Below are 20,156 nucleotides of genomic sequence, written 5' to 3' on the forward strand. Positions count from 1 at the left end.
CTGGCCTGCAATCATGCTAAAAAGGCAGCACGCCGCCGGGCTTTGAGTCCCGGCGGCAACCTACATTTACGCGGAGCAGAGCATGGCGATCCAGACGATTGCAACCCAACCCATTGCGGGACAAAAACCAGGCACTTCCGGTTTGAGGAAGAAAACAGCGGTATTCAGCCAGCCGCATTACCTCGAAAATTTCGTGCAAAGCGTGTTTGACGTGGTCGGTAACGAGGGCGACCCGACTGCTCAGACACTGGTGCTGGGCGGCGATGGCCGCTACCACAACCGCGCCGCGATCCAGACCATCCTGAAAATGGCCGCGGCGCATGGCTATGCGTCCGTGCTGGTGGGGCGGGGCGGCATCCTGTCGACACCGGCCGCCAGTTGCGTGATCCGCAAGCGGGGCGCCGCGGGCGGCCTGATCCTGTCGGCCAGCCATAACCCCGGCGGCGCGGACGGCGACTTCGGCATCAAGTACAACATCGCGGCCGGCGGCCCCGCACCGGAAAGCGTGACGGATGCGGTTTACCACCGCACCGAAAGCATCACGCAATACCGCATCAGCGATGCGCCCGATATCGATGTAGACACCATCGGCGTCACGCAAATCGAAGGCATGCGGGTGGAAGTCATCGACCCGGTGGCCGACTATGCGGAACTGATGGCGCGCCTGTTCGACTTCGACGCGATTCGCAAGCTGTTCGCTGGCGGCTTCACGATGCGCTTCGACGGCATGCACGCGGTCTCCGGTCCGTATGCGCACGCCATTTTGGAAGGCATGCTGGGCGCGCCGCGGGGCACGGTCATCAATGGTGTACCGCTGGAAGATTTCGGCGGCGGGCACCCGGATCCGAATCCCGTCAATGCGGCGGAATTGATCGGCCTGATGGCGCAGCCGGATGCGCCGGACTTTGGCGCCGCGTCCGATGGCGATGGCGACCGCAACATGATCGTGGGCCGCAAGTTCGACGTCACGCCGTCCGACAGCCTGGCCGTGCTGGCGGCAAACGCCACGGTGGCGCCGGGCTACCGCGCCGGCCTGAAAGGCATTGCCCGCTCGATGCCGACATCGCGCGCGGCGGACAAGGTGGCCGAGGCGCTGGGCATTGCGTGCCATGAAACGCCGACCGGCTGGAAGTACTTCGGCACCTTGCTGGACGCCGGCATGGCAACGCTGTGCGGCGAAGAGAGTTACGGCACGGGGTCCGACCACGTGCGCGAAAAAGATGGCGTGTGGGCCGTGCTGTTCTGGCTCAATTTGCTGGCAGCCAGCGGCAAAAGCGTGGAAGAGATCGTCACGGCGCACTGGGTCCGCTTTGGTCGCCACTATTATTCGCGCCACGATTACGAAGGCATCGATGCGGCGGCGGCGAATTTGCTGATGGATGATTTGCGTATCAAGCTGCCGGCGCTGCCAGGGGCCAGCCTGAATGGCCACACGGTGGAGTTTGCCGACGACTTTTCGTACACCGATCCGGTCGATGGTTCCACCGCGCACAAGCAGGGCGTGCGCATCATCATGACGGACGGTTCGCGCATCGTGTTCCGCCTGTCCGGCACCGGTACGGAAGGCGCGACCCTGCGCGTGTATTTTGAGTTGTATGAACCCGACGCGGCGCAGCAGCGCCGCCCGGTACAGCAGGCGCTGGCGTCGCTGATTGCGGCGGCCGACAGCGTTGCTTCCATCACCACGCAGACGGGGCGTGCCAGCCCGTCCGTTATCACGTAAACCCGAGAGAAAGGAAGTAAATGAAGCGTACTCCCATCGCCCTGTCCCTGGCTTTGCTGCTGGGCGCCGCCATCGCCGGCCCCGCAACCGCTGCTGCTGCGGCAGCCCCGAAGATTGCCGCAGCCAAGCCATTCCTGTGGGAGAACGCCACCGTGTACTTCCTGGTGACGGACCGTTTCCAGAACGGCGACAAGCGCAACGACCTGGCCTATGGCCGCAAGGCCGATGCGGCGCCGCTGCGCGGCTACATGGGTGGCGATTTGAAGGGCGTGACGGAGAGAATCAAGTCCGGCTATTTCGACAGCCTGGGGATCGACGTGCTGTGGCTGACGCCGCCGGTGGAGCAGTCGCATGGCGCAACCGATGAAGGCACGGGCAAGTCGTACGGTTTCCATGGCTACTGGACGCACGACTGGACGGCGGTAGACGCCAACCTGGGCACGGAACAGGATTTCCGCGACATGGTGGAAGCGGCCCATGCGCGCGGCATGCGCGTGCTGCTGGACGTGGTGATGAACCATACGGAACCGTCGGCCGCTGCCTTGCCGGATGTCTGGCCGGCGGACTGGGTGCGCATGGACCCGCCTTGCACGTACAAGAACACGGAAACCAATGTCAATTGCACGCTGGTCAAAGGCTTGCCGGATGTTCTGACCAACAGCAATGCCAACGTGGCCTTGCCGGACTTCCTGGCGGCGAAATGGAAGGCGGAAGGGCGCTATGACAGGGAAGTCAAAGAACTCGATGAATTCTTTGCCCGCACTGGTTATCCGCGCGCGCCCCGCTATTACCTGATGAAGTGGCACGCGGACTGGATCCGCAAGTTTGGCGTCGACGGCTTCCGCGCCGATACCGTCAAGCACGTGGAACCGGGTGTGTGGAAAGAATTGCACACGGTGGCCGAAGCCGCGCATAACGACTGGAAGCGCGCCAATCCATCCAAGGTGCTGGGTGAAGGCAAGTTCTTCATGCTGGCCGAAGTGTACGGCTACAACATCGCCCATGGCCGCCAGTTCGACATGGGTGGCAACGAGCTGGTCGACTTTTACAACAATGGCTTTGACGGCATGATCAACTTCGGCCTCGTGTGGGATGCGAAGCAGGATTATGAAACGCTGTTCAGCAAATATGACGCCGCGCTGCGCGGTCCGCTGGCGGGCCACTCGGTGCTGAACTACACGGCGTCGCACGACGACGACCACCCGTTCGATCCGGCCCGCGCCAAGCCCTTTGAAACCGCGAACAAGCTGTTGCTGGCGCCGGGCGCCGCGCAAATCTATTATGGCGACGAGACGGCGCGCCTGTTGAACCGGAGCGATGCGCAGGGCGACGCCAAGCTGCGTTCATTCATGAACTGGGACGAACTGGCGCTCAATGTGAAACGCGACGGCTACCGGATTGCCGATGTGCGTGCGCATTACAGCAAGCTGGGACTGTTCCGCAGCGCGCATCCGGCGGTGGGAGCGGGTGTGCATGAAAAGATCGCGGACGGGCCGTATACGTTCAAGCGCACCTATGCGAAAAACGGCATCAGCGACCAGGTGGTGGTGGCGCTCGACGTGCCGGCCGGCGCCAGGGCCACGATCCAGGTGGGCGACGCGTTTGCCGACGGGACGCGGGTGAAGGATTACTATTCGGGCGGCAGCGCGGTCGTGAAAAACGGCGCGGTGACGTTGAACGTCAAGGGCGGCGTGGCGCTGATCGCGAAGTAAGCGCCATGTGATTCATGGGGCCTGTGCATCAACTGTTTTTGCCGCTTCCAAAAAGTAGCCTTTCCAGTTGAATACCATCCGCCCGTTGGCCTTCATGAAAATGTCGGTACAGCGGGCATCAATCACGGTAACGCGATGCGGCAAACCAAGGTTGCCGGATCGCGCATGCCATGATTCCCGCAGATACTGTGCTGTAGGCTGTTCGGTCCTGGCAAAGCTTGGGGTTTTGCAGGTCATGTTTTGGAATCGGAAACCGGATATGTCGATGTGGAGCGTTTTGCCAACGTATGACCGGGCATGTCGTTCCGATACACCGGTGATTTCCGCCGCATCGAGGACTGATACGACGCGCCACTGGCCAAACAGGCCGGGCTCACCTGGCTGCGCTGCATGACTGATCCATGGGGCTGCGGCGACAGCGGCAATTACCAATCTTAGGCGGCGCATCATTATTTGCGGAAAGGTGCGCTTTCTTCTGCGCGCCGGTTGATCTTTGCGCTGAAGTTGATAGATGTCTTGATGGGCGCGGCGGTATTGGCGGGCATGGCGCTTCCTTAGTTGTTTGTGGGAAAGAACCCCAACTTTAGTGCTGCCCGCCGGTAGTACCTTAACCGACGTCAAATACCTGCATTACTCCACAAACACGACCGCGGTCCGCGCCGGCACCGTGAATTTGCCGCTGGCCGCGTCATAGCGTGCTTCTTTCGCGCGCGCGTCTGCCGCGCCGTGCGCCGCCTGCACCGGATGCAGCTTGTAGCGCTTGCCTTTCTCCGATTCCGCGACGACCGACTGCTCGACCTTATCCACGTTGATCAGGTAAGTGACAGTCTTGAAGCCCGCCCCCGGGTACCCGGCGCCATCGATACGCGCGGCTATGACGGTCGGCACCTGGGATGAACCCGTATTGAAGAAGTGCAGGCGCTGCCTGATGTCGCTTGCCGTGCGCATGCGGAACAGCGACGAGCCGGAGCGGATCTTCAGCAAGTCGCGGAACGCGTCGCGGGAAAATGCGATGTCGGCCGGCGTGGGCTTGATGGCGGCATTGGCCAGCACGGGTTTCAGCAGCGCATAGTCCTTGCCATTGTCTTCCTGCGGCGGCAAGCCAGTGCCGAAGTAATTGTCCTGGTAGGACCAGTCCAGCCGGTTGAACCAGTCGCCCGATTCGAAGCTGTTGCGGTCGAGCGACTTCGAACGCAGGATATCCTGGCCGGCATGGAAGTACGCCACGCCCTGGCTGAAGGCATTGATGGCGGCGCCCAGCACCTGCACGCGGGCGCGCTCAAGGCTGGTGGTGGCCAAGGGCAGCTTGAGGGCGTTGGCGTCGTACAGGGTCTGGTTGTCGTGGTTTTCCACGTAGTTGACCACTTCGGACGGTTCGCTGGCATAGCCGGCAGGCTGGCCCGCGTAATCGATGGCTTGCAATTCCGTGGCCTGGTCCTTGTAGGTCGTCAGCGGATAGCTGCGCAGGGTGCCGGCCAGGCCCACGCGCACCAGGTCGGCGGCGCGCAACAGATCTTCTTTCGGACGCTGCGGCGCTTGCGCATTCGGGTCATACACCAGGCCATTGATATAGCCCTGGCGCGCAAACATGTCCTTGCCGGAATCGCCCGCGCCGCCGCCCCGCACCGCGTCGCGGCCACGGTCGCTGAAGGTGCCGATGGCGCTGCCGTTCAGCGACAGTTGCGACGCCTGCACGAAGCGCTTGCCGTTTTCCACTTCGCCAAAGTTCCAGCCTTCGCCGATCAAATGCACGTGGCGGCCCGCCGCCTTGTCGACGCGCGCCTGCAGCGCTTCCATCGCGGCGCGCGGCTGGTGGCCCATCAGGTCGAAGCGGAACGAATCGATCTTGTAATGGCGCGTCCATAGCGCCGTCGAATCGATCATCAGCTTGGCCATCATGCGGTTTTCCGTCGCCGTGTTGAAGCAGCACGTCGACGATTCGATGGCGCCCTTGTCGCTCAAGCGGTGGTAATAGCCGGGCACGATGCGATCCAGCACCGATTGCGCATCCTGGCCGGCGCGGTACGTGTGGTTGTACACGACGTCCATGCCGACGCGCAGGCCGGTCTTGTGCAGCGCCATCACCATCTGGCGGAATTCCACAATACGGCGCGCGCCGTCGGCGGCGTCGGTCGCATAGCTGCCTTCCGGGGCGCTGTAATGGAACGGGTCGTAGCCCCAGTTGTAGCAATCCGTATGGCGGGTCTTGCCGACCAGCGCCTGCTGGCTGTCGCTGTCAGCCGCATTGCCCTTCAATGCGGACGGTTGCGGCATGGCGCAGCCTTTTTCCGGCACGGAACCGATGTCGTACACGGGCAGAAAATGGATGTCCGTCATGCCGGCCTGGCTCAATGCCGCCAGGTGCTTCATGCCGTTCGAGCGGGTTTCCGTGAACGCCGTGTACTTGCCCCGGTTGGCCGCGCTGACGGTGGCGTCGCTGATGGAGAAATCGCGCACGTGCAATTCATAGACCGTCAGGTCGGTGGGCGCGGCGACTTTCTTCGGCGCCGGTGCCTTGTCCCAGCCGGCCGGTTTCAGCCTGGGCGAATCCAGGTCGGCAATGTAGCTGCGCTGCGAATCCGTGGTGAGGCTGACGGAATAAGGGTCGGTGACGAGGTTGCGCACCAGTCCCGCATTCGGCACGTTCACGTCCACCACGTACTTGTAGTATTTGCCGGACAAGTCGGCGTGGCGGCTGGCGCTCCACACGCCGGTGGCCGCATCGAAGCGCATCGGCTCGATGGCGGCCGCCCTGGCGTAACCGTTGTCATAGGTGCAGACCGCCACGTTGTGTGCGGTGGGGGCCCACAGCTTGAAACGGGTCGCACCGCGCGCGGGAGACGCGCCCAGGTCCATGACGCTTTCCGCGGCCGCATACAAGTCGTCCAGCGCGCCCGCCGCCTGCAACGTGGTGGCGTCAATCACCGTGCCGTCCGGACCTTGCTGCACCAGCACCAGTTGCTGCTTCAGCAGGTCGGCGACGGGGGCGCCGGCAGGCAGCGACAGGACCGCGCCATCGGCCACATACTTGAAGCGCTGCGCCACGTCCGCTTTGACGGCGCCGGTATGGCGCTCCAGCGCCACGGAACCGTCCGCGCCGGATACCTTGCCGCCGGCGGGGGCGTTGATGGCGCCCGCCACCGAGTGATACAGCTTGTAGGTGGCGGCAGTGTCCGCGCCCGGCCATTTCAACAGCTTGCGGTCCAGCCAGATGGCGCGCGCGTCATAGTTGGCGGCGGCCGCCTGCAGGACGGTCTGGTGCGGCGCGTCGCAGGCTGATAACGGGATGGCTTGCTGCGCCTGCGCACCAAAGGCGGACAGCACCAGCGCGGCGCCCAGCGAGAGGCGGATAATGGGGACGGTCTCGCGCTGCGGGGTGACGGGCATGGGTGTCTCCTTGGTAGTATTGCTACAGAATATAGGGAAGTCATGGGGAATTATCCCATCATAGTAATGCAATTGGTGTAGCTTTACTACTTATTGAGTAAGTCAGCAAGATATTCCACCGCAGCCATGCGGCGCAGTAAAATATTCGAGCTTGCCCGCGCGCAAGCTGGCGTCTGCCAGCGCGGTCTTGCCGGTTTGCGACCCTTCCAGGGAGGTCCATCATGACTGCATGGCCCAGACTGTCCATGGCCGGCGCACTGATTTTTTGCGCCCCGGCCCACGCGCAAATGGCGGCGGAACAGCCGCCGGCTTCCGGTGACCCGCTGGAAACCGTCATCATTACCGCTGAACGCCGCAGCACCGCGCTCGACGCCACGCCGGCAGCCATTTCAGCGTTCGATGGCGCCAGGCTGGCCGGGCAGGGCGCCAACAGCCTGGCGGACGTGCTCAACCTGGCGCCCAATACCGCGTTTTCCGCGCAAAGCTCGACGCAAATCTTCATTCGCGGCATCGGCGATGTGTTCCTGCTGGCCGGCGGCGATCCCGGTGTGGCGTTGTATGCCGATGGCGCTTATCTGTCCGACCAGACCAGCACCAACCTCGCGCTGTTCGACACGCAGCGGGTTGAAATCCTGCGCGGCCCGCAAGGCGCGCTGTATGGGCGCAATGCCACCGGCGGCGCCGTCAACTTGGTTTCCGCACCGCCGACCCAGGTGTTCGCGGCGCGCGCCGGCATCGAAGGCGGCACCTATGGCCGCAAGCAAGCCGAGGGCTACGTTTCCGGCCCGCTGGGTGGCGGCGCCACCGCAGCGCGCCTGTCGTTCCAGCTCAAGGATTTCGCCGGCTATACCAGGAACCCGCTGGCCGGCACGCCACCGGCGCCCATCGTGGCGGGTGGCCCGGTCTTCACGCCGCCCGGCCGGCTCGACGACCTGCGTTCGGCGGCACTGCGGCTGCAGACGTCATCCCGCTTTGCCGGCGGCCATCAACTGCGCCTGATCGCCGCTTATTACCACGAGCATGACAATGGCATCAGCCTGCCGATCCTGATCGACCCGCTGATGAATTCCTCGTTGCTGTTTGGCGCCTATCCCGAGACGGACCCGCGCCGCCTCGCCAGCCAGGGCTCGGTCAACCAGGTCGACGTGCGCATGCTGCAAGCGATCTACGAGCGGCCGCTGGGCGACAGTACGCTGAGCCTGACCGCGGCGTGGCGCAAGAGCGATGTGCACCACGCGTGGGATGGCGACCAGACCGCGGCGCCCAGCGCCACGCTCAGCTTTACCACGGCCAGCATCGACCGCAGCGTCGACCTGCATGCCACGTCCCGCGACGGCGCCCGCCTGCAATGGCTGGCGGGACTGACGATGCTGCATTTCAGCCAGCGGCAGGATGTTGCACTGCAAGCGCAAATCCCGCTGGGTTTTGTGGCGCCGGGCCAATCGCTGACGACAGCGCTGCCTGGCGGTTTCCGCGTCAAGCTGGGTGGTCCGATCCAGACCCGCTCGGCCGCTGTTTACGCCGATGTGCGCTATGCGCTGACGCCATCGCTGGCCCTGCTGGGCGGTGCGCGGCTGAACCGGGATACCAAGCGCGCCGACGAATACCAGGAGCTGACCGTGCCCGCGTTCGGCCTCAGCGGTGTCCAGACCGGCACGCCGCGCGATGGCTGGACCAGCCTGACCGGGAGTGCCGGCGCCGAATACCAGTTCACATCCAATACCCTCGGCTATGCGCGCCTGTCGCACGGCTTCAAATCCGGTGCGGTCAACCTCGGTGCGCTGCAAGGCAACCTGGTCAAGCCGGAAAAGGTGGTGGCGCTGGAACTGGGATGGAAGACCCGCTTCCTGGACCGGCGCGGCGCCTTCAATATCGCCCTGTTCAGCAGTCTCTACAAGGACATGCAGGTCGCCCAGGCCAGCAGCGCCAATGTCATCCTGGCCAATGCCTCCCGCGCGAAAATCCATGGCGCCGAATTCGAGCTCCAGTTGCGCCCGGCGCCGGCCTGGCTGCTGGGCGCCACGCTGGGATTGATGGACCCGACCTACGCCGATTTCACCAATACCGATACCCGCAACGCCCCTGGCCGCGCCGTCAATGTGCGCGGCAACCAGCTGGCGCAAGTATCGCGCGCGCAACTGGGCCTGAGTGCGGAAACCACGCGCAGCGTGGGCAGCCACAAGCTGACCTTGCGCGGCGATTATGTGCGGCGCAGCAAGGTCTACTTCACTGAATTCAATACGCCGGACACCATGCAGTCCGGCTATGGTTTGCTCAACCTGGCAGCTTCCCTCCGGCCGGCCGGTGGCCGCTGGACGCTGTATGGCTATGTCCGCAACGCGGGCAATACGGCAGCCTATACCAGCATGCTGATCACCGGGACCAATTTGGGATCGGCCCGGCAAGTGACCTATACGCCGCCACGGTTGATTGGTATCGGCGCAACGCGTGATTTTTGACCGGCAAAGATTGGTGTTACTAGCAAATTGACCGGCAGGCAAGACTGCATTATTGTAAGCCAGGGCCGGGAGAAGCCATGGTCGTTACCCATCAATCAATATTGACGCTGGATGCGCTGCAAAGCGCAGGCAACCCGCTGCCCCTGGCTGACTGCCTGCGCATCGCCGGCGAACTGGTGCAGGCGCTGGCCGGCCTGCACGCGGCACAGCTGGTCCACCGCGATATCCGGCCCGCCAATATTGTCATCAGCCAGTCGCGCGACACCCTGCGCCTTGCCGACCTCGGCCCGGCCGCGGCAAGCGACACGGCCGCACCCGGCGACTGGGCCTATGTATCGCCCGAGCAGACCGGGCGCATGAACCGCCCGGCCGATTACCGCAGCGACTTCTATTCGCTGGGCATGACGCTGTACCGCATGCTGACCGGGCACTTGCCGTTCCAGGGCAGCGATCCGCTGGAATGGACGCACTGCCATATCGCGCGCAGCGCGCCGCCGCCCGGCGCGGTGGCCGACATTCCGGAAGCGGTGTCCGGTATCGTGATGAAATTGCTGGCCAAGCTGCCGGAAGACCGGTACCAGAGTGCGCGCGGACTGAAGGCCGATCTCGACCGCTGCCTGGCGCAATGGCAAGCCGAAGACCGTATCGATCCTTTCATGCCGGGCGCCGACGACTCGCCCGACCGCTTCCAGATCCCGCACAAGCTGTATGGACGCAGCGTGGAACGCGCGGCCCTGCTGGACGCCTTCGGCGAAATGGCCTCCAGCGGCAACGCCATGCTGGTGATGGTGTCGGGCTATTCCGGCATCGGCAAATCGTCGCTGGTGCATGAATTGCACGAACCTATCGTGCGCGAACGCGGCTATTTTATTTCCGGTAAATTCGACCAGTTGATGCGCGACGTGCCGTACGCCACGCTGACGCAGGCGTTCCGCGACCTGATCCAGCAATTGCTGGCGGAGAGCGAAGCGAGGGTTGCCGACTGGCGCCAGCAAATCCAGGCCGCCGTGGGCGAGCATGGCCAATTGATCGTCGATGTGCTGCCCCAGGTCGAATTGATCATCGGCCAGCAGGCGCCAGTGCCAGCGCTGCCGCCGGCGCAGGCGCAAAACCGCTTCCGCCAGGTATTCCAGCGTTTTGTCTCTGTCTTCACCCACCACCAGACGCCGCTGGCGCTGTTTCTCGACGATATGCAATGGGCCGATGCGGCCAGCCTGCAATTCCTCGAACACTTGCTGCCGCACGCGAACGCGGGCCGGCTGTTGCTGATCGCCGCGTACCGCGACAACGAAACCGGCGCCGCCCATCCGTTGATGGCGGCGCGCGAAGCGGTGCGTGCCGGCGGTACGCCGGTGATCGATATTGAACTGGCGCCGCTGTCGGTGTCCGACCTGAACCAGCTGGTGGTGGACACGCTGCATGCGCCGGCGCACGCTTGCCTGCCGCTCACGCGCGCGATCTTCGAACGCACCGAAGGCAACCCTTTCTTCTTCACGCAATTCCTCAGCACGCTGCACAAGGATGGCCTGTTGCGGCGCGACACCGCACGCGGCATCTGGTGCTGGGACGCCGAGCAAATCCGCAGCAGGAATTTCGCCGACAACGTGGCCGACCTGATGTCTGGCAAGCTGCGCCGCTTGCCCGGGCCGGTACAGGGCGTGTTACGGCTGGCCGCCAGCCTGGGGAACAAGTTCAACTTGCACCTGCTCGCGCTGGCAGGCGGCTGGTCCGATGAGGAAACCCGGCAGCACCTGGAGGCGGCGGCTGGCGAAGACTTGATCGTGCTGTCTGGCGACAGCGGCAAATTCCTGCATGACCGCATCCAGCAGGCGGCCTACGCGCTGATCCCGCCGCACCAGCATGCCGGGGTGCATCTGCGCATCGGCCGCATGCTGGCCGCGCAACTGCTCTCCGGCGAGTCCGCCCCGCAACTGTTCGACGTGGTGAACCAGTACAACCAGGGCGCCGCCTTGCTGGCCGGCCGCGATGAAAAATCGCAGGTGGCCGAACTCAACCTGCGCGCCGGTCGCAAGGCCAAGGCGTCCGTGGCGTATGCATCGGCCTGCATCTACCTGGCGGCGGGCATGGCCTTGCTCGATGAAGACGACTGGGACAGGCAACACGACCTGGTGTTCAGCCTGTGGCAAGAACGTGCGGAATGCGAATTCCATAGTGGTGGCCTGGCGCTGGCGGGCCAACTGATTGCCACGCTGATGGAACGCGCACAGAGCAAGGCTGAACTGGCTGCCGTGTACGGCCAGAAGACCCGGTTGCACGTCATGCAATCGGAATGCGAGCAAGCCGTCGACAGTGCATTGGCCGGCTTGCGCCTGTACGGCATCGACCTGCCCGCGCATCCCGATGCCGGACAAGTCGAGGCCGAGTACGGACAAGTGTGGCGCAACCTGGGAACGTGGCAAATCGAGGACATCCGCAACCTGCCGCCCATGCAGGAGCCGGAACGGCAAGCCAGCATGGACATGCTGGTGTCGTTGATCGCCCCGGCATCCTTCACGGACTTTTCCCTGGCCAGCCTGGTCGTTTACCGCATGGTGAACCTGAGCCTGCTTCACGGTAACAGCAATGCGTCGTCCTACGCGTACGCGTTCTTTGGCTTTCTGCTGGGCCCGGTATTCCACCGCTATGCGGACGGTTACCGGTTCAGCAAGGCCGCGGGCGAGTTGACCGAGCGCTACACGGCGGCAACCAACAAGGCGGAATTGCATTTGCTGACGATTGCCAATGCGATGTGGACCCAGCCGCTGGGCGCCGTCATCGACCGCTTGCGCGCGGTCTTCCATGTCGGCCGTGAAACCGGCGACATTTTCACGGCCTGCAATAACTGGGTCTTGCTGATCGGTGCGCAACTGTTGCAGGGCATCCCGCTCGATACCGTCTGGCGTGAAACCGAAAGAGGCCTCGACTATGTAAGCAAGGCCAAATACCAGGATGACGTAAACGTCATCACCAGCCAGCAGCGCTTTATCGCCACCATGCTGGGCCGTACCGCACATTTTTCAACCTTCAGCGACAGCGCACCGGACGGTTTTGACGAGGCCGCCTTTGAAGCACGGCTGCAGGCGGACAAGACTGCGCAGCCGGTATGCCGCCACTTGCTGTTCAAGATGCAGGCGCGCTACCTGTCGGGTGACTTCGCCGATGCGCTGGCGGCGCTGGCGGCGCTGCGCCCGCAGTTGTGGGCCCTGTCCAACTTGCCGGACCTGGTGCTGGAATACCACTACTATGCGGTGCTGATCCTGGCCGCCGTCCTGGACGCCGGCGCCGCGGATGGGCAGCATCGCACATTGCTGGACGGCCACCTGGCGCCATTGCGCGAATGGGCCGAGCACTGTGCGCCTGCGTTTGCCGACAAATACGCGCTGGCGGCGGCCGAAGCCGCGCGCCTCGACGGGCGCGACAGCGACGCCATGGTCTTGTATGAGCAAGCCATCCAGTCAGCGGAGCGCCACGGTTTTGCCCAGTTCGAAGGCGTGGCGCACGAAGCGGCGGCGCGCTACTACCTGGCGCGCGGCACCGCCAGCGCGGCGCGGGCGCACCTGTGCGCGGCATGCGATTGCTTTGGCCGCTGGGGCGCCGACGGCAAAGTCCGGCAATTGCTGGCGCGCTACCCGCAGTTGCAGGGGCAATGGGCGGCGCCGGCTACGGCCGGCGGCATGGTGCAGCTCGACGCGCTGTCGGTCGCCAAGGCGTCGCAGGCGATCTCCGGCGCGATCCTGCTCGACGAGCTGATCGATACGCTGATGCGCATCATGCTGGAAAGCGCCGGTGCGCAGACCGGCGCGCTGCTGCTGGAACGCGGCGGCGTCCTGGTACTGGCGGCGCAAGCCGGCCTGACGAACCAGGCGGCCGAAGTGCGCCTGCACCTGGACCATGCAGTACCGGCATGGAGCGGACCCGAAACCATCGTCAACTATGTCCGGCGCAGCCGTGCGCCGGTGCTGCTGGCCGACTCCTCCGGGCCGCACCCGTTTTCCGCCGATCCTTACCTGCGCAGCCAGCGTCCCAAGTCCATCCTGTGCATCCCGATCGTCCGGCAAGCCCGGCTGGTTGGCGTGCTGTACCTGGAAAACACGTTGGCCACCCAGGTATTCACGCCGGAACGCGTGACCGTGCTCGAACTGCTGGCCTCGCAGGCCGCCATTTCCCTGGAAAATGCCTTGCTGTATGCCGACCTGCAGCAGGAAAATGCCTCGCGCAAGCGGGTCGAAGCGGCATTGCGCGAGCGGGAAGCGCGCATCCGCCGGCTGGTGGAATCGAATATCATCGGCGTGTTTTTCTGGGACTTACAAGGCGGCATCAATGACGCCAACGACGCTTTCCTGCACTTGACCGGCTATGGCCGCGACGAACTGGCGTCCGGCAGCCTGCGCTGGAATGACTTTACCCCGCCCGAATATGCGGCGGCCGATGCGCGGGCGCGGGAAGAGGTGGCGCGGACCGGCAAGCTGCTGCCGTATGAAAAGGAATTCGTCCGCAAGGATGGCGGCCGGGTGCCGGTCCTGGTGGGCGGCGCGCTGCTGGAAGGCTCGGCCGACCACGGCGTCGGCTTCGTGCTGGACCTGTCCGAACGCAAACAGGCGGAGATCGAGCGCAGCGCGCGCCTGGCGGCCGATGCGGCCAACCGCGCCAAGAGTGCGTTCCTGGCGAATATGAGCCATGAATTGCGCACGCCCCTGAACGGCATCCTCGGTTATGCGCAAATCCTGCTGCGCGAGCGCGACGCCAGCGACAGCCGGAAGACGGCGCTGACCGTGATCCAGCACAGCGGCGAGCATTTGCTCAACCTGATCAACGATATCCTGGATTTCGCCAAGATCGAAGCCAACAAGCTGGAACTGTACATTGCGCCGGTGCGGCTGGCCGAATTCCTCGATGTCGTCAGCGAGATCGTGGCGGTCAAGGCATCGCAAAAAGGACTGGAATTCATCAGCGCATTCGGCCCGGACTTGCCGGCAGCCATACAAACCGATGAAAAGCGCTTGCGCCAGGTCTTGCTCAACCTGCTGTCGAACGCCATCAAGTTCACCGATCATGGCCAGGTGGTGCTGCACGTGCGCCGTGTCGCGCCGGCGCGCCTGCGCTTCGAGGTACGCGACACCGGTGTCGGCATCGCCGAGCCGGAGCGGGAAAAAATCTTCCAGCCGTTCGAGCAGGCGGGCGACCAGCAAAGCCGGCAGGGCGGCACCGGCCTGGGCCTGGCGATCAGCAGCCAGTTCGTGCACATGCTGGGCGGCGAGCTGCAAGTGGACAGCGTGCCGGGCCAGGGCAGCACGTTCTGGTTCGACATGGACGCGGCAATGCCGGAGAGCACGGAGGCGCCGCGCCAGGCCCATGCCGTCCAAGGCTACCAGGGGCCGCGCAAGTCCATCCTGGTGGTGGACGATGTGGGCGAAAACCGCATGGTGCTGCGCGATATGCTCGGCCCGCTGGGCTTCACGGTGCATGAAGCGGCCAATGGCGCCGAGGGGCTGGCGCAAGTGCAGGCCGTGCAGCCGGACCTGGTGCTGATGGACGTGGTGATGCCTGGCGTGGACGGACTGGCCGCGATGCGCTGGCTGCGCCAGTCGCCGGCGTTTGGCGCGCTGCCCATCATTGCGGTGTCCGCCAGCGCGGGAGATCACCATGCCGCCGACAGCCTGGCCGCCGGCGCACAGGCGTTCCTGCCGAAGCCCGTCAAATTGGACCGCTTGCTGGAGCAGGTCGGCGCGCTGCTCGGGCTGGCCTGGACTTATGATGCGGCGGACACGCCAGCCACGGCGGCGCCGCGGGCCGATGCGCCGCTGCTGGCGCCGCCGCCGGACGAAATGGCGGTCCTGCACCAGCTCGCACGGCAGGGCAACATGCGCAACATCATGCAGCGTGCCGACTACCTGTCCGCACTGGACGAACGCTACCGGCCCTTCGCCGACCAGTTGACCCAGCTGGCCAAGGGATACCGGTCCAGGGCCATCCTCGAGCTGGTCGAGCAGCATATGCGGCGCGATGGCGGCGCGTGACGACGGTCCTTCTTATTTCCGTCCCGTCCCGATCTGGTACTTCTTCAACTTGTCATACAGCGTCTTGCGCGGCACACCCAGGTTATCCGCGGCCAGCGCCACGTTATGGCCCGCGGCGGCCAACGCCCGTTCAATCAGTGCGCGCTCGAAATCGTCGACTTGCTGCGGCAACGTGGCCGCGCCGTCGCCGGCGGCCACCGTGGGCGGCGCATCAGGCGCGGCACTGCTGCCTGCTGTGACAAACGCGGGTGCGGCCAGCGGCGCGGCGGGCGCCGTCTGCACCACGCCCAGCACCAGCCGTTCCGCGAAGTTGCGCAATTCGCGTACATTGCCCGGCCAGTCGGCCGCCTGCCACGCGGCCATCTGTTCCGGGCGCCATGCCGGCACGGGACGCTGGTAGCGCGCCGCCGCTTCCTGCACGAAGTGCGCCAGCAGCAGCGGGATATCGTCGCGCCGGTCGCGCAGGCGCGGCAAGTCCAGCGTCACCACGCCAATGCGGTAATACAAGTCTTCGCGGAACAGGCCCTGGCTGGACAGCGCCAATAAATCCGCCTTGCTGGCCGCGATGATGCGGCAATCCAGCGGAATACCCTCATTGCCGCCCAGGCGCTCCAGCTTGCGTTCCTGCAGCACGCGCAGCAGCTTGACCTGCAATGCCAGCGGCATGGTTTCGATTTCATCGAGGAACACGGTGCCGCCGCTGGCATATTCCAGCTTGCCGATGCGGCGCTTTTGCGCGCCCGTGAAGGCGCCCGCTTCGTGGCCGAAGATTTCGCTTTCAAACACGGATTCCGGCAGCGCGCCGCAATTGATGGCGACGAAGTTACCCTTGCGGCCGCTGGCCGCGTGCAGCACGCGCGCCAGCACTTCCTTGCCGGTGCCGGTCTGGCCATTGATGAGGATATCGACGCCGGCCGGGCCGACATTGCGCACCAGCGTTTTCAGGCGTTCCATGACGTCCGAGCGGCCGATCAGGTCCGGCGTGTCCGGGTGCAGCGCGCGGTCCGAGCGCAGGCGGCGGTTTTCCAGCACCAGCGCACGGCGTTCCTGCGCGCGCCGCACGGCGTCCAGCAGGCGCTCCGCCGCAAACGGCTTTTCAATGAAGTCGTAGGCCCCGGCGCGCATGGCCGCGACCGCCATTTCCACGTCGCCGTGGCCCGTCACGACGATGACGGGCAATTCCGCGTCGAGTGCGGTCACTTGCGCCAGCACGTCGAGCCCGGATTTGCCGGGCAGGCGCACGTCCGTGACGATGACGCCGTCGTAATCGGCGCGCAGCAGCGGTTGCGCGGCTTCCGCGCTGGCCACGGCTTGCACGGTGAAGCCGCCCAGTTCCAGGGTTTGCTGTGTCGCCAGCCGCAGCGCGGCTTCGTCTTCGATCAGTATCGCTTGCATAGGTCTATGGTTCGGTTGCTTGCAGCGGCAGGCGCAGCACGAATTGCGCGCCGCCCGCCGGGCCGGGCAGGTTATGCGCCGTCAACTGGCCATTCATCGCCTGCACGATGGACGAGGAAATCGCCAGCCCCAGCCCCAATCCCTGGCCGGACGGCTTGGTCGTATAAAACGGTTCGAACAGGTGCGCGGCCACCTGTTCCGGGATGCCGGGACCGGTATCGCTGATGCGCACTTCGGCCCACCGCTCCGCCTTTTCCAGGGTCACCGTCACCGTGCGGGGATGTGTCTCCTCCATGCCCGCCACGGCGTCGAGCGCATTGCGCAGCAGGTTGATCAGCACCTGCTCGATGCGCACCGCATCGCCCGCCACGGTAATTTCGCTGCCGGTGAGATCGCCGGTTTCCAATGTGACGCCCTGGCGCTTGAAATCATTGTCCACCAGCAGGGCGGACGCCTGCACCGAGCGCGCCAGGTTCACTTGCGTGATTGCTTCATCCTTGCGCGCAAAGCCTTTCAACTGGCTGATGATGGCGCCCATGCGCGCGCTGGCGTCGCTGATGTGGCCCAGGTTGGCGTCGGCCTGTTCCGGGCGGCCCCGCTCCAGGAACACGCGGGCATTGTCGGCAAAGGCGCGGATGGCGGCCAGCGGCTGGTTCAGTTCATGCGTGATGCCGGCCGCCATCTGGCCCAGCATGGCCAGCTTGCCGGCCTGGACCAGCTGGTTTTGCGTGGTGCGCAGCATGTGTTCCGTTTGCTGCAACTTGACGTATTTGCTTTCCAGGTCGCTGTTGGTGGTTTGCAGCTGCGCCGTGCGTTCGGCGATGCGCTGTTCGAGTTCCAGGGCGGCCTGGCGCAGCGCGGCGCGCGATTCGCGCTGTTCTTCGAGACGGCGGCGGCGCTGGTGCAGCGCCCACCACAACGCGCCGCCACAGGCCAGCAACAGCGCGGTGCCGGCGGCCCACAGCAGCGCGGCGCGCTGCACGCGCACCTGCGACGGGAACAGCATCAATTGCCATCCCAGCTTGCCGACCGGGCGCACGGCGTATTCCGGCAGCGGCTGCGGCAGCGACGCGACTTGCCGGCCGGTGTATTGCTGCGTTTGCGCCAGTTCCTGCTGTGCCGTGGCGTCGAGCGGGCGCAGGCTGCGGTAGCGCCAGTCCGGCTGGTTGCTGAGGAAGACGACGCCGTGACGGTCGGCCAGCGCGATCGTATGTTCGCTGGAACGCCACGTCTGTTCGAATTCGGCCAGGCTGATTTTCACGGCCACCACGCCGGCCACGGGACCGCCGTCCGTGCTGTCGCGGTACACCGGTTGCGCGATGAAATAACCCGCCTCCGCCGTGGCCGTGCCGATGCCGTAGAACAGGCCGGGGCGGCCCCGCTGGGCTTCGCTGAAATAAGGGCGGTACGAGAAATTCTTGCCGACGAAGGACGTCGGCTGGTCCCAGTTGCTGGAGCCTAGCGTCAGGCCGCTGCGGTCCATCAAATAAATCGCGCCGACCTGGGACTGGCGCTGGATGGTTTGCAGCGTGCGGTTCAGGCGCGCGATGACGGCGGCATCGGCGGGATGGGCGATGGCCTCCGCCAGGTCGGGCTGGAAACCCAGCACGAACGGCAGGGTTTCATATTTGTCCATCGCCGATTGCAGGTCGGGCGCCATCAATTCCAGCTGGCGCCGTCCCTGTTCCAGCAAATCGGCGCGCGCCCGCAGCGCCCCAAGCGCGTACGCGCCGGCCACCAGCAACAGGGCGGCCAAGAATACGAGCGGGAGGAGCGGTTTGCGCATGCGCCGATTGTACATGGGCGAGGTGTGAAACTCAGTCGACCGCCGCCATCCGCATCTCATCGTTGTGGTGGCGCTGCTGTTCTTCCATCACCAGCATGCCCAGCTCGCGCTTCAGGGCATTGAAGTCGGATGACGAAGGATCGCGCAGGCGGGGCAGTTCCACCATCATGTCGCGCTTCACGGTGCCGGGACGGTACGTCATGACGATGATGCGGTCGGCCAGGTAAATCGCTTCCTCGATACTGTGCGTGACGAAGATGATGGTCTTCTTCAGTTCGGCCCAGATGCGCAGCAACTCATCCTGCAAATTGCGCCGCGTCAGCGCATCGAGTGCGCCGAACGGTTCATCCATCAGCATGATCGGCGAGTCCAGCGCCAGGACGCGGGCAATGGCCACCCGCTGGCGCATCCCGCCCGACAAGTCTTTCGGGTAGCGATGGCGGAAATCCGTCAGCGACAGCATGCGCAGCAACTGGTCCACCGTCTCATTGATGCGCTTCGGTTCCATGCCCTTGATTTCCAGGCCGAACGCGATGTTTTTTTCCACCGTCATCCACGGGAACAGCGCATATTCCTGGAACACCATGCCGCGTTCCGGACCCGGGCCGGTGACCAGCTCGCTATCGGCCATGATCTCGCCGGTCGACGGCAGCGAAAAGCCGGCAATCGCATTGAGCAAGGTGGATTTGCCGCAGCCCGACGGGCCCAGCAGGCAGACGAACTGGCCTTGCGGGATCTCCAGGTTGATGTCCTTCAGCGCGACCACGTCGCGGCCACCGGTCTTGAACACCTTGTTCACGTTGCGGACCTGGATATGGCTCAAGGTCGTGTTAAATGCGTCCATCTTGCTCATGTCAGTTCTCCAGGCCGCGGTGCCACCGCAGCAAATGGTTGTTCAATTTGTTCATGCCGATATCGATCATCAAGCCCAGCAAGCCGATGCTGATCATGCCGGCGATGATTTTGTCGGACCAGAAGTATTCGCGCGCTTCGAGGATGCGGAAGCCCAGGCCATTGTTCACGGCGATCATTTCCGACACGATCACCACGATGAAGGCGGTGCCGATGCCGATCCGCACACCGGACAGGATGTACGGCACGGCGGCCGGCAGCATCACGCGCACGAACATGGCGCGCTGGCTGACGCCAAGGTTGCGCGCGGCGCGGATGTAGATGCCGTCAACCTGGCGCACACCGGCAATGGTGTTCATCAGCACGGGGAAGAAGGCGCCGATGGCGATCAGGAACACGGCCGGCGCGTTGCCCAGGCCGAACCACAGGATCGACAGCGGGATGTAGGCGATCGGCGGGATCGGGCGCAGCACTTGCAGCAGCGGGTTGAACCAGGCGTAAGCGCGCTTGCTGGCGCCCATCACGAGGCCGAACGGCAGCGCCAGGCCGGCGCCGATGCCAAAGCCCAGCAGCACGCGGTACATGCTGCCCAGCGTGTCGGCCCACAGTTCGCCGGACAGCGCCCACATCAGCCAGGAGCTTTGCGCCGCGTCGTACGCCTGCAGCGGCAGCGCATATTCGATCCACTTTTGCACCACCGCCAGCGGCGACGGCAGCACTTGCGGATTGACCAGCCCGAGCGAAGCGGCAGCCTGCCACAGGGCGATCACGACCACCGGCGCCACGGCGCCGGTGCCGATATTTTTCCAGTCCTTGATCATGATA

Annotated in this window: 10 protein-coding genes; 4 read left to right on the forward strand and 6 right to left on the reverse strand. The window is 64.7% G+C overall.

Going from position 1 to position 20,156, the window contains the following annotated elements:
• The first annotated feature begins 82 nt into the window (after positions 1-82).
• Both GJ700_RS05870 and GJ700_RS05875 read left to right on the forward strand, forming a co-directional pair.
• Positions 83-1,723 (forward strand): alpha-D-glucose phosphate-specific phosphoglucomutase, encoded by a 1,641-nt coding sequence (locus GJ700_RS05870; protein ID WP_154371726.1) that lies wholly within the window; start codon positions 83-85, stop codon positions 1,721-1,723.
• 20 nt (positions 1,724-1,743) lie between these two features.
• Entirely contained in the window at positions 1,744-3,435 is a 1,692-nt protein-coding gene (locus GJ700_RS05875) for an alpha-amylase family glycosyl hydrolase (protein WP_154371727.1), read from the forward strand.
• 12 nt (positions 3,436-3,447) lie between these two features.
• Here the strand turns inward: GJ700_RS05875 and GJ700_RS05880 are convergent, their stop codons facing one another.
• The gene (locus GJ700_RS05880) at positions 3,448-4,056 is read right to left on the reverse strand and encodes a hypothetical protein (RefSeq protein ID WP_154371728.1); all 609 of its coding nucleotides are present in this window, start codon (positions 4,054-4,056) and stop codon (positions 3,448-3,450) included.
• Between the two features lie 9 nt (positions 4,057-4,065).
• Entirely contained in the window at positions 4,066-6,822 is a 2,757-nt protein-coding gene (pulA, locus tag GJ700_RS05885) for a pullulanase-type alpha-1,6-glucosidase (protein WP_154371729.1), read from the reverse strand.
• 221 nt (positions 6,823-7,043) lie between these two features.
• On the opposite strand from pulA, the gene GJ700_RS05890 reads away from it, so the two are divergent.
• Both GJ700_RS05890 and GJ700_RS05895 read left to right on the forward strand, forming a co-directional pair.
• Positions 7,044-9,281 carry a TonB-dependent receptor gene (locus tag GJ700_RS05890; RefSeq protein WP_154371730.1) on the forward strand — a complete coding sequence of 746 codons (2,238 nt, stop codon included), beginning with the start codon at positions 7,044-7,046 and terminating at the stop codon, positions 9,279-9,281.
• A 77-nt stretch (positions 9,282-9,358) separates the two neighbouring features.
• On the forward strand, positions 9,359-15,298 hold the full coding sequence (locus GJ700_RS05895) for an AAA family ATPase (protein ID WP_154371731.1): 5,940 nt from the start codon (positions 9,359-9,361) through the stop codon (positions 15,296-15,298).
• A gap of 12 nt (positions 15,299-15,310) precedes the next feature.
• Here GJ700_RS05895 and GJ700_RS05900 read toward each other — a convergent pair whose 3' ends face one another.
• From GJ700_RS05900 to GJ700_RS05915, 4 genes are all read right to left on the reverse strand, one after another.
• On the reverse strand, positions 15,311-16,693 hold the full coding sequence (locus GJ700_RS05900; RefSeq protein WP_154371732.1) for a sigma-54-dependent transcriptional regulator: 1,383 nt from the start codon (positions 16,691-16,693) through the stop codon (positions 15,311-15,313).
• 4 nt (positions 16,694-16,697) lie between these two features.
• Positions 16,698-18,449: a sensor histidine kinase gene (locus tag GJ700_RS05905; RefSeq protein WP_371867845.1), complete on the reverse strand. Its 1,752-nt coding sequence runs from the start codon at positions 18,447-18,449 to the stop codon at positions 16,698-16,700.
• Between the two features lie 61 nt (positions 18,450-18,510).
• Positions 18,511-19,332 carry an ABC transporter ATP-binding protein gene (locus GJ700_RS05910; RefSeq protein ID WP_229506829.1) on the reverse strand — a complete coding sequence of 274 codons (822 nt, stop codon included), beginning with the start codon at positions 19,330-19,332 and terminating at the stop codon, positions 18,511-18,513.
• 1 nt (position 19,333) lies between these two features.
• Positions 19,334-20,152: an ABC transporter permease gene (locus GJ700_RS05915; protein ID WP_154371734.1), complete on the reverse strand. Its 819-nt coding sequence runs from the start codon at positions 20,150-20,152 to the stop codon at positions 19,334-19,336.
• Between the last annotated feature and the right edge of the window lie 4 nt (positions 20,153-20,156).

Origin of the sequence: Pseudoduganella rivuli (assembly GCF_009674485.1) — a bacterium.
Lineage (GTDB): Bacteria > Pseudomonadota > Gammaproteobacteria > Burkholderiales > Burkholderiaceae_D > Rugamonas > Rugamonas rivuli_B.

Coding starts and splice junctions, on each gene's coding strand:
- GJ700_RS05870 (WP_154371726.1), top strand. CDS start 83: ATGGCGATCCAGACGATTGCAACCCAACCCATTGCGGGACAAAAACCA.
- GJ700_RS05915 (WP_154371734.1), bottom strand. CDS start 20,152: ATGATCAAGGACTGGAAAAATATCGGCACCGGCGCCGTGGCGCCGGTG.
- GJ700_RS05900 (WP_154371732.1), bottom strand. CDS start 16,693: ATGCAAGCGATACTGATCGAAGACGAAGCCGCGCTGCGGCTGGCGACA.
- GJ700_RS05910 (WP_229506829.1), bottom strand. CDS start 19,332: ATGAGCAAGATGGACGCATTTAACACGACCTTGAGCCATATCCAGGTC.
- GJ700_RS05895 (WP_154371731.1), top strand. CDS start 9,359: ATGGTCGTTACCCATCAATCAATATTGACGCTGGATGCGCTGCAAAGC.
- GJ700_RS05890 (WP_154371730.1), top strand. CDS start 7,044: ATGACTGCATGGCCCAGACTGTCCATGGCCGGCGCACTGATTTTTTGC.
- pulA (WP_154371729.1), bottom strand. CDS start 6,822: ATGCCCGTCACCCCGCAGCGCGAGACCGTCCCCATTATCCGCCTCTCG.
- GJ700_RS05875 (WP_154371727.1), top strand. CDS start 1,744: ATGAAGCGTACTCCCATCGCCCTGTCCCTGGCTTTGCTGCTGGGCGCC.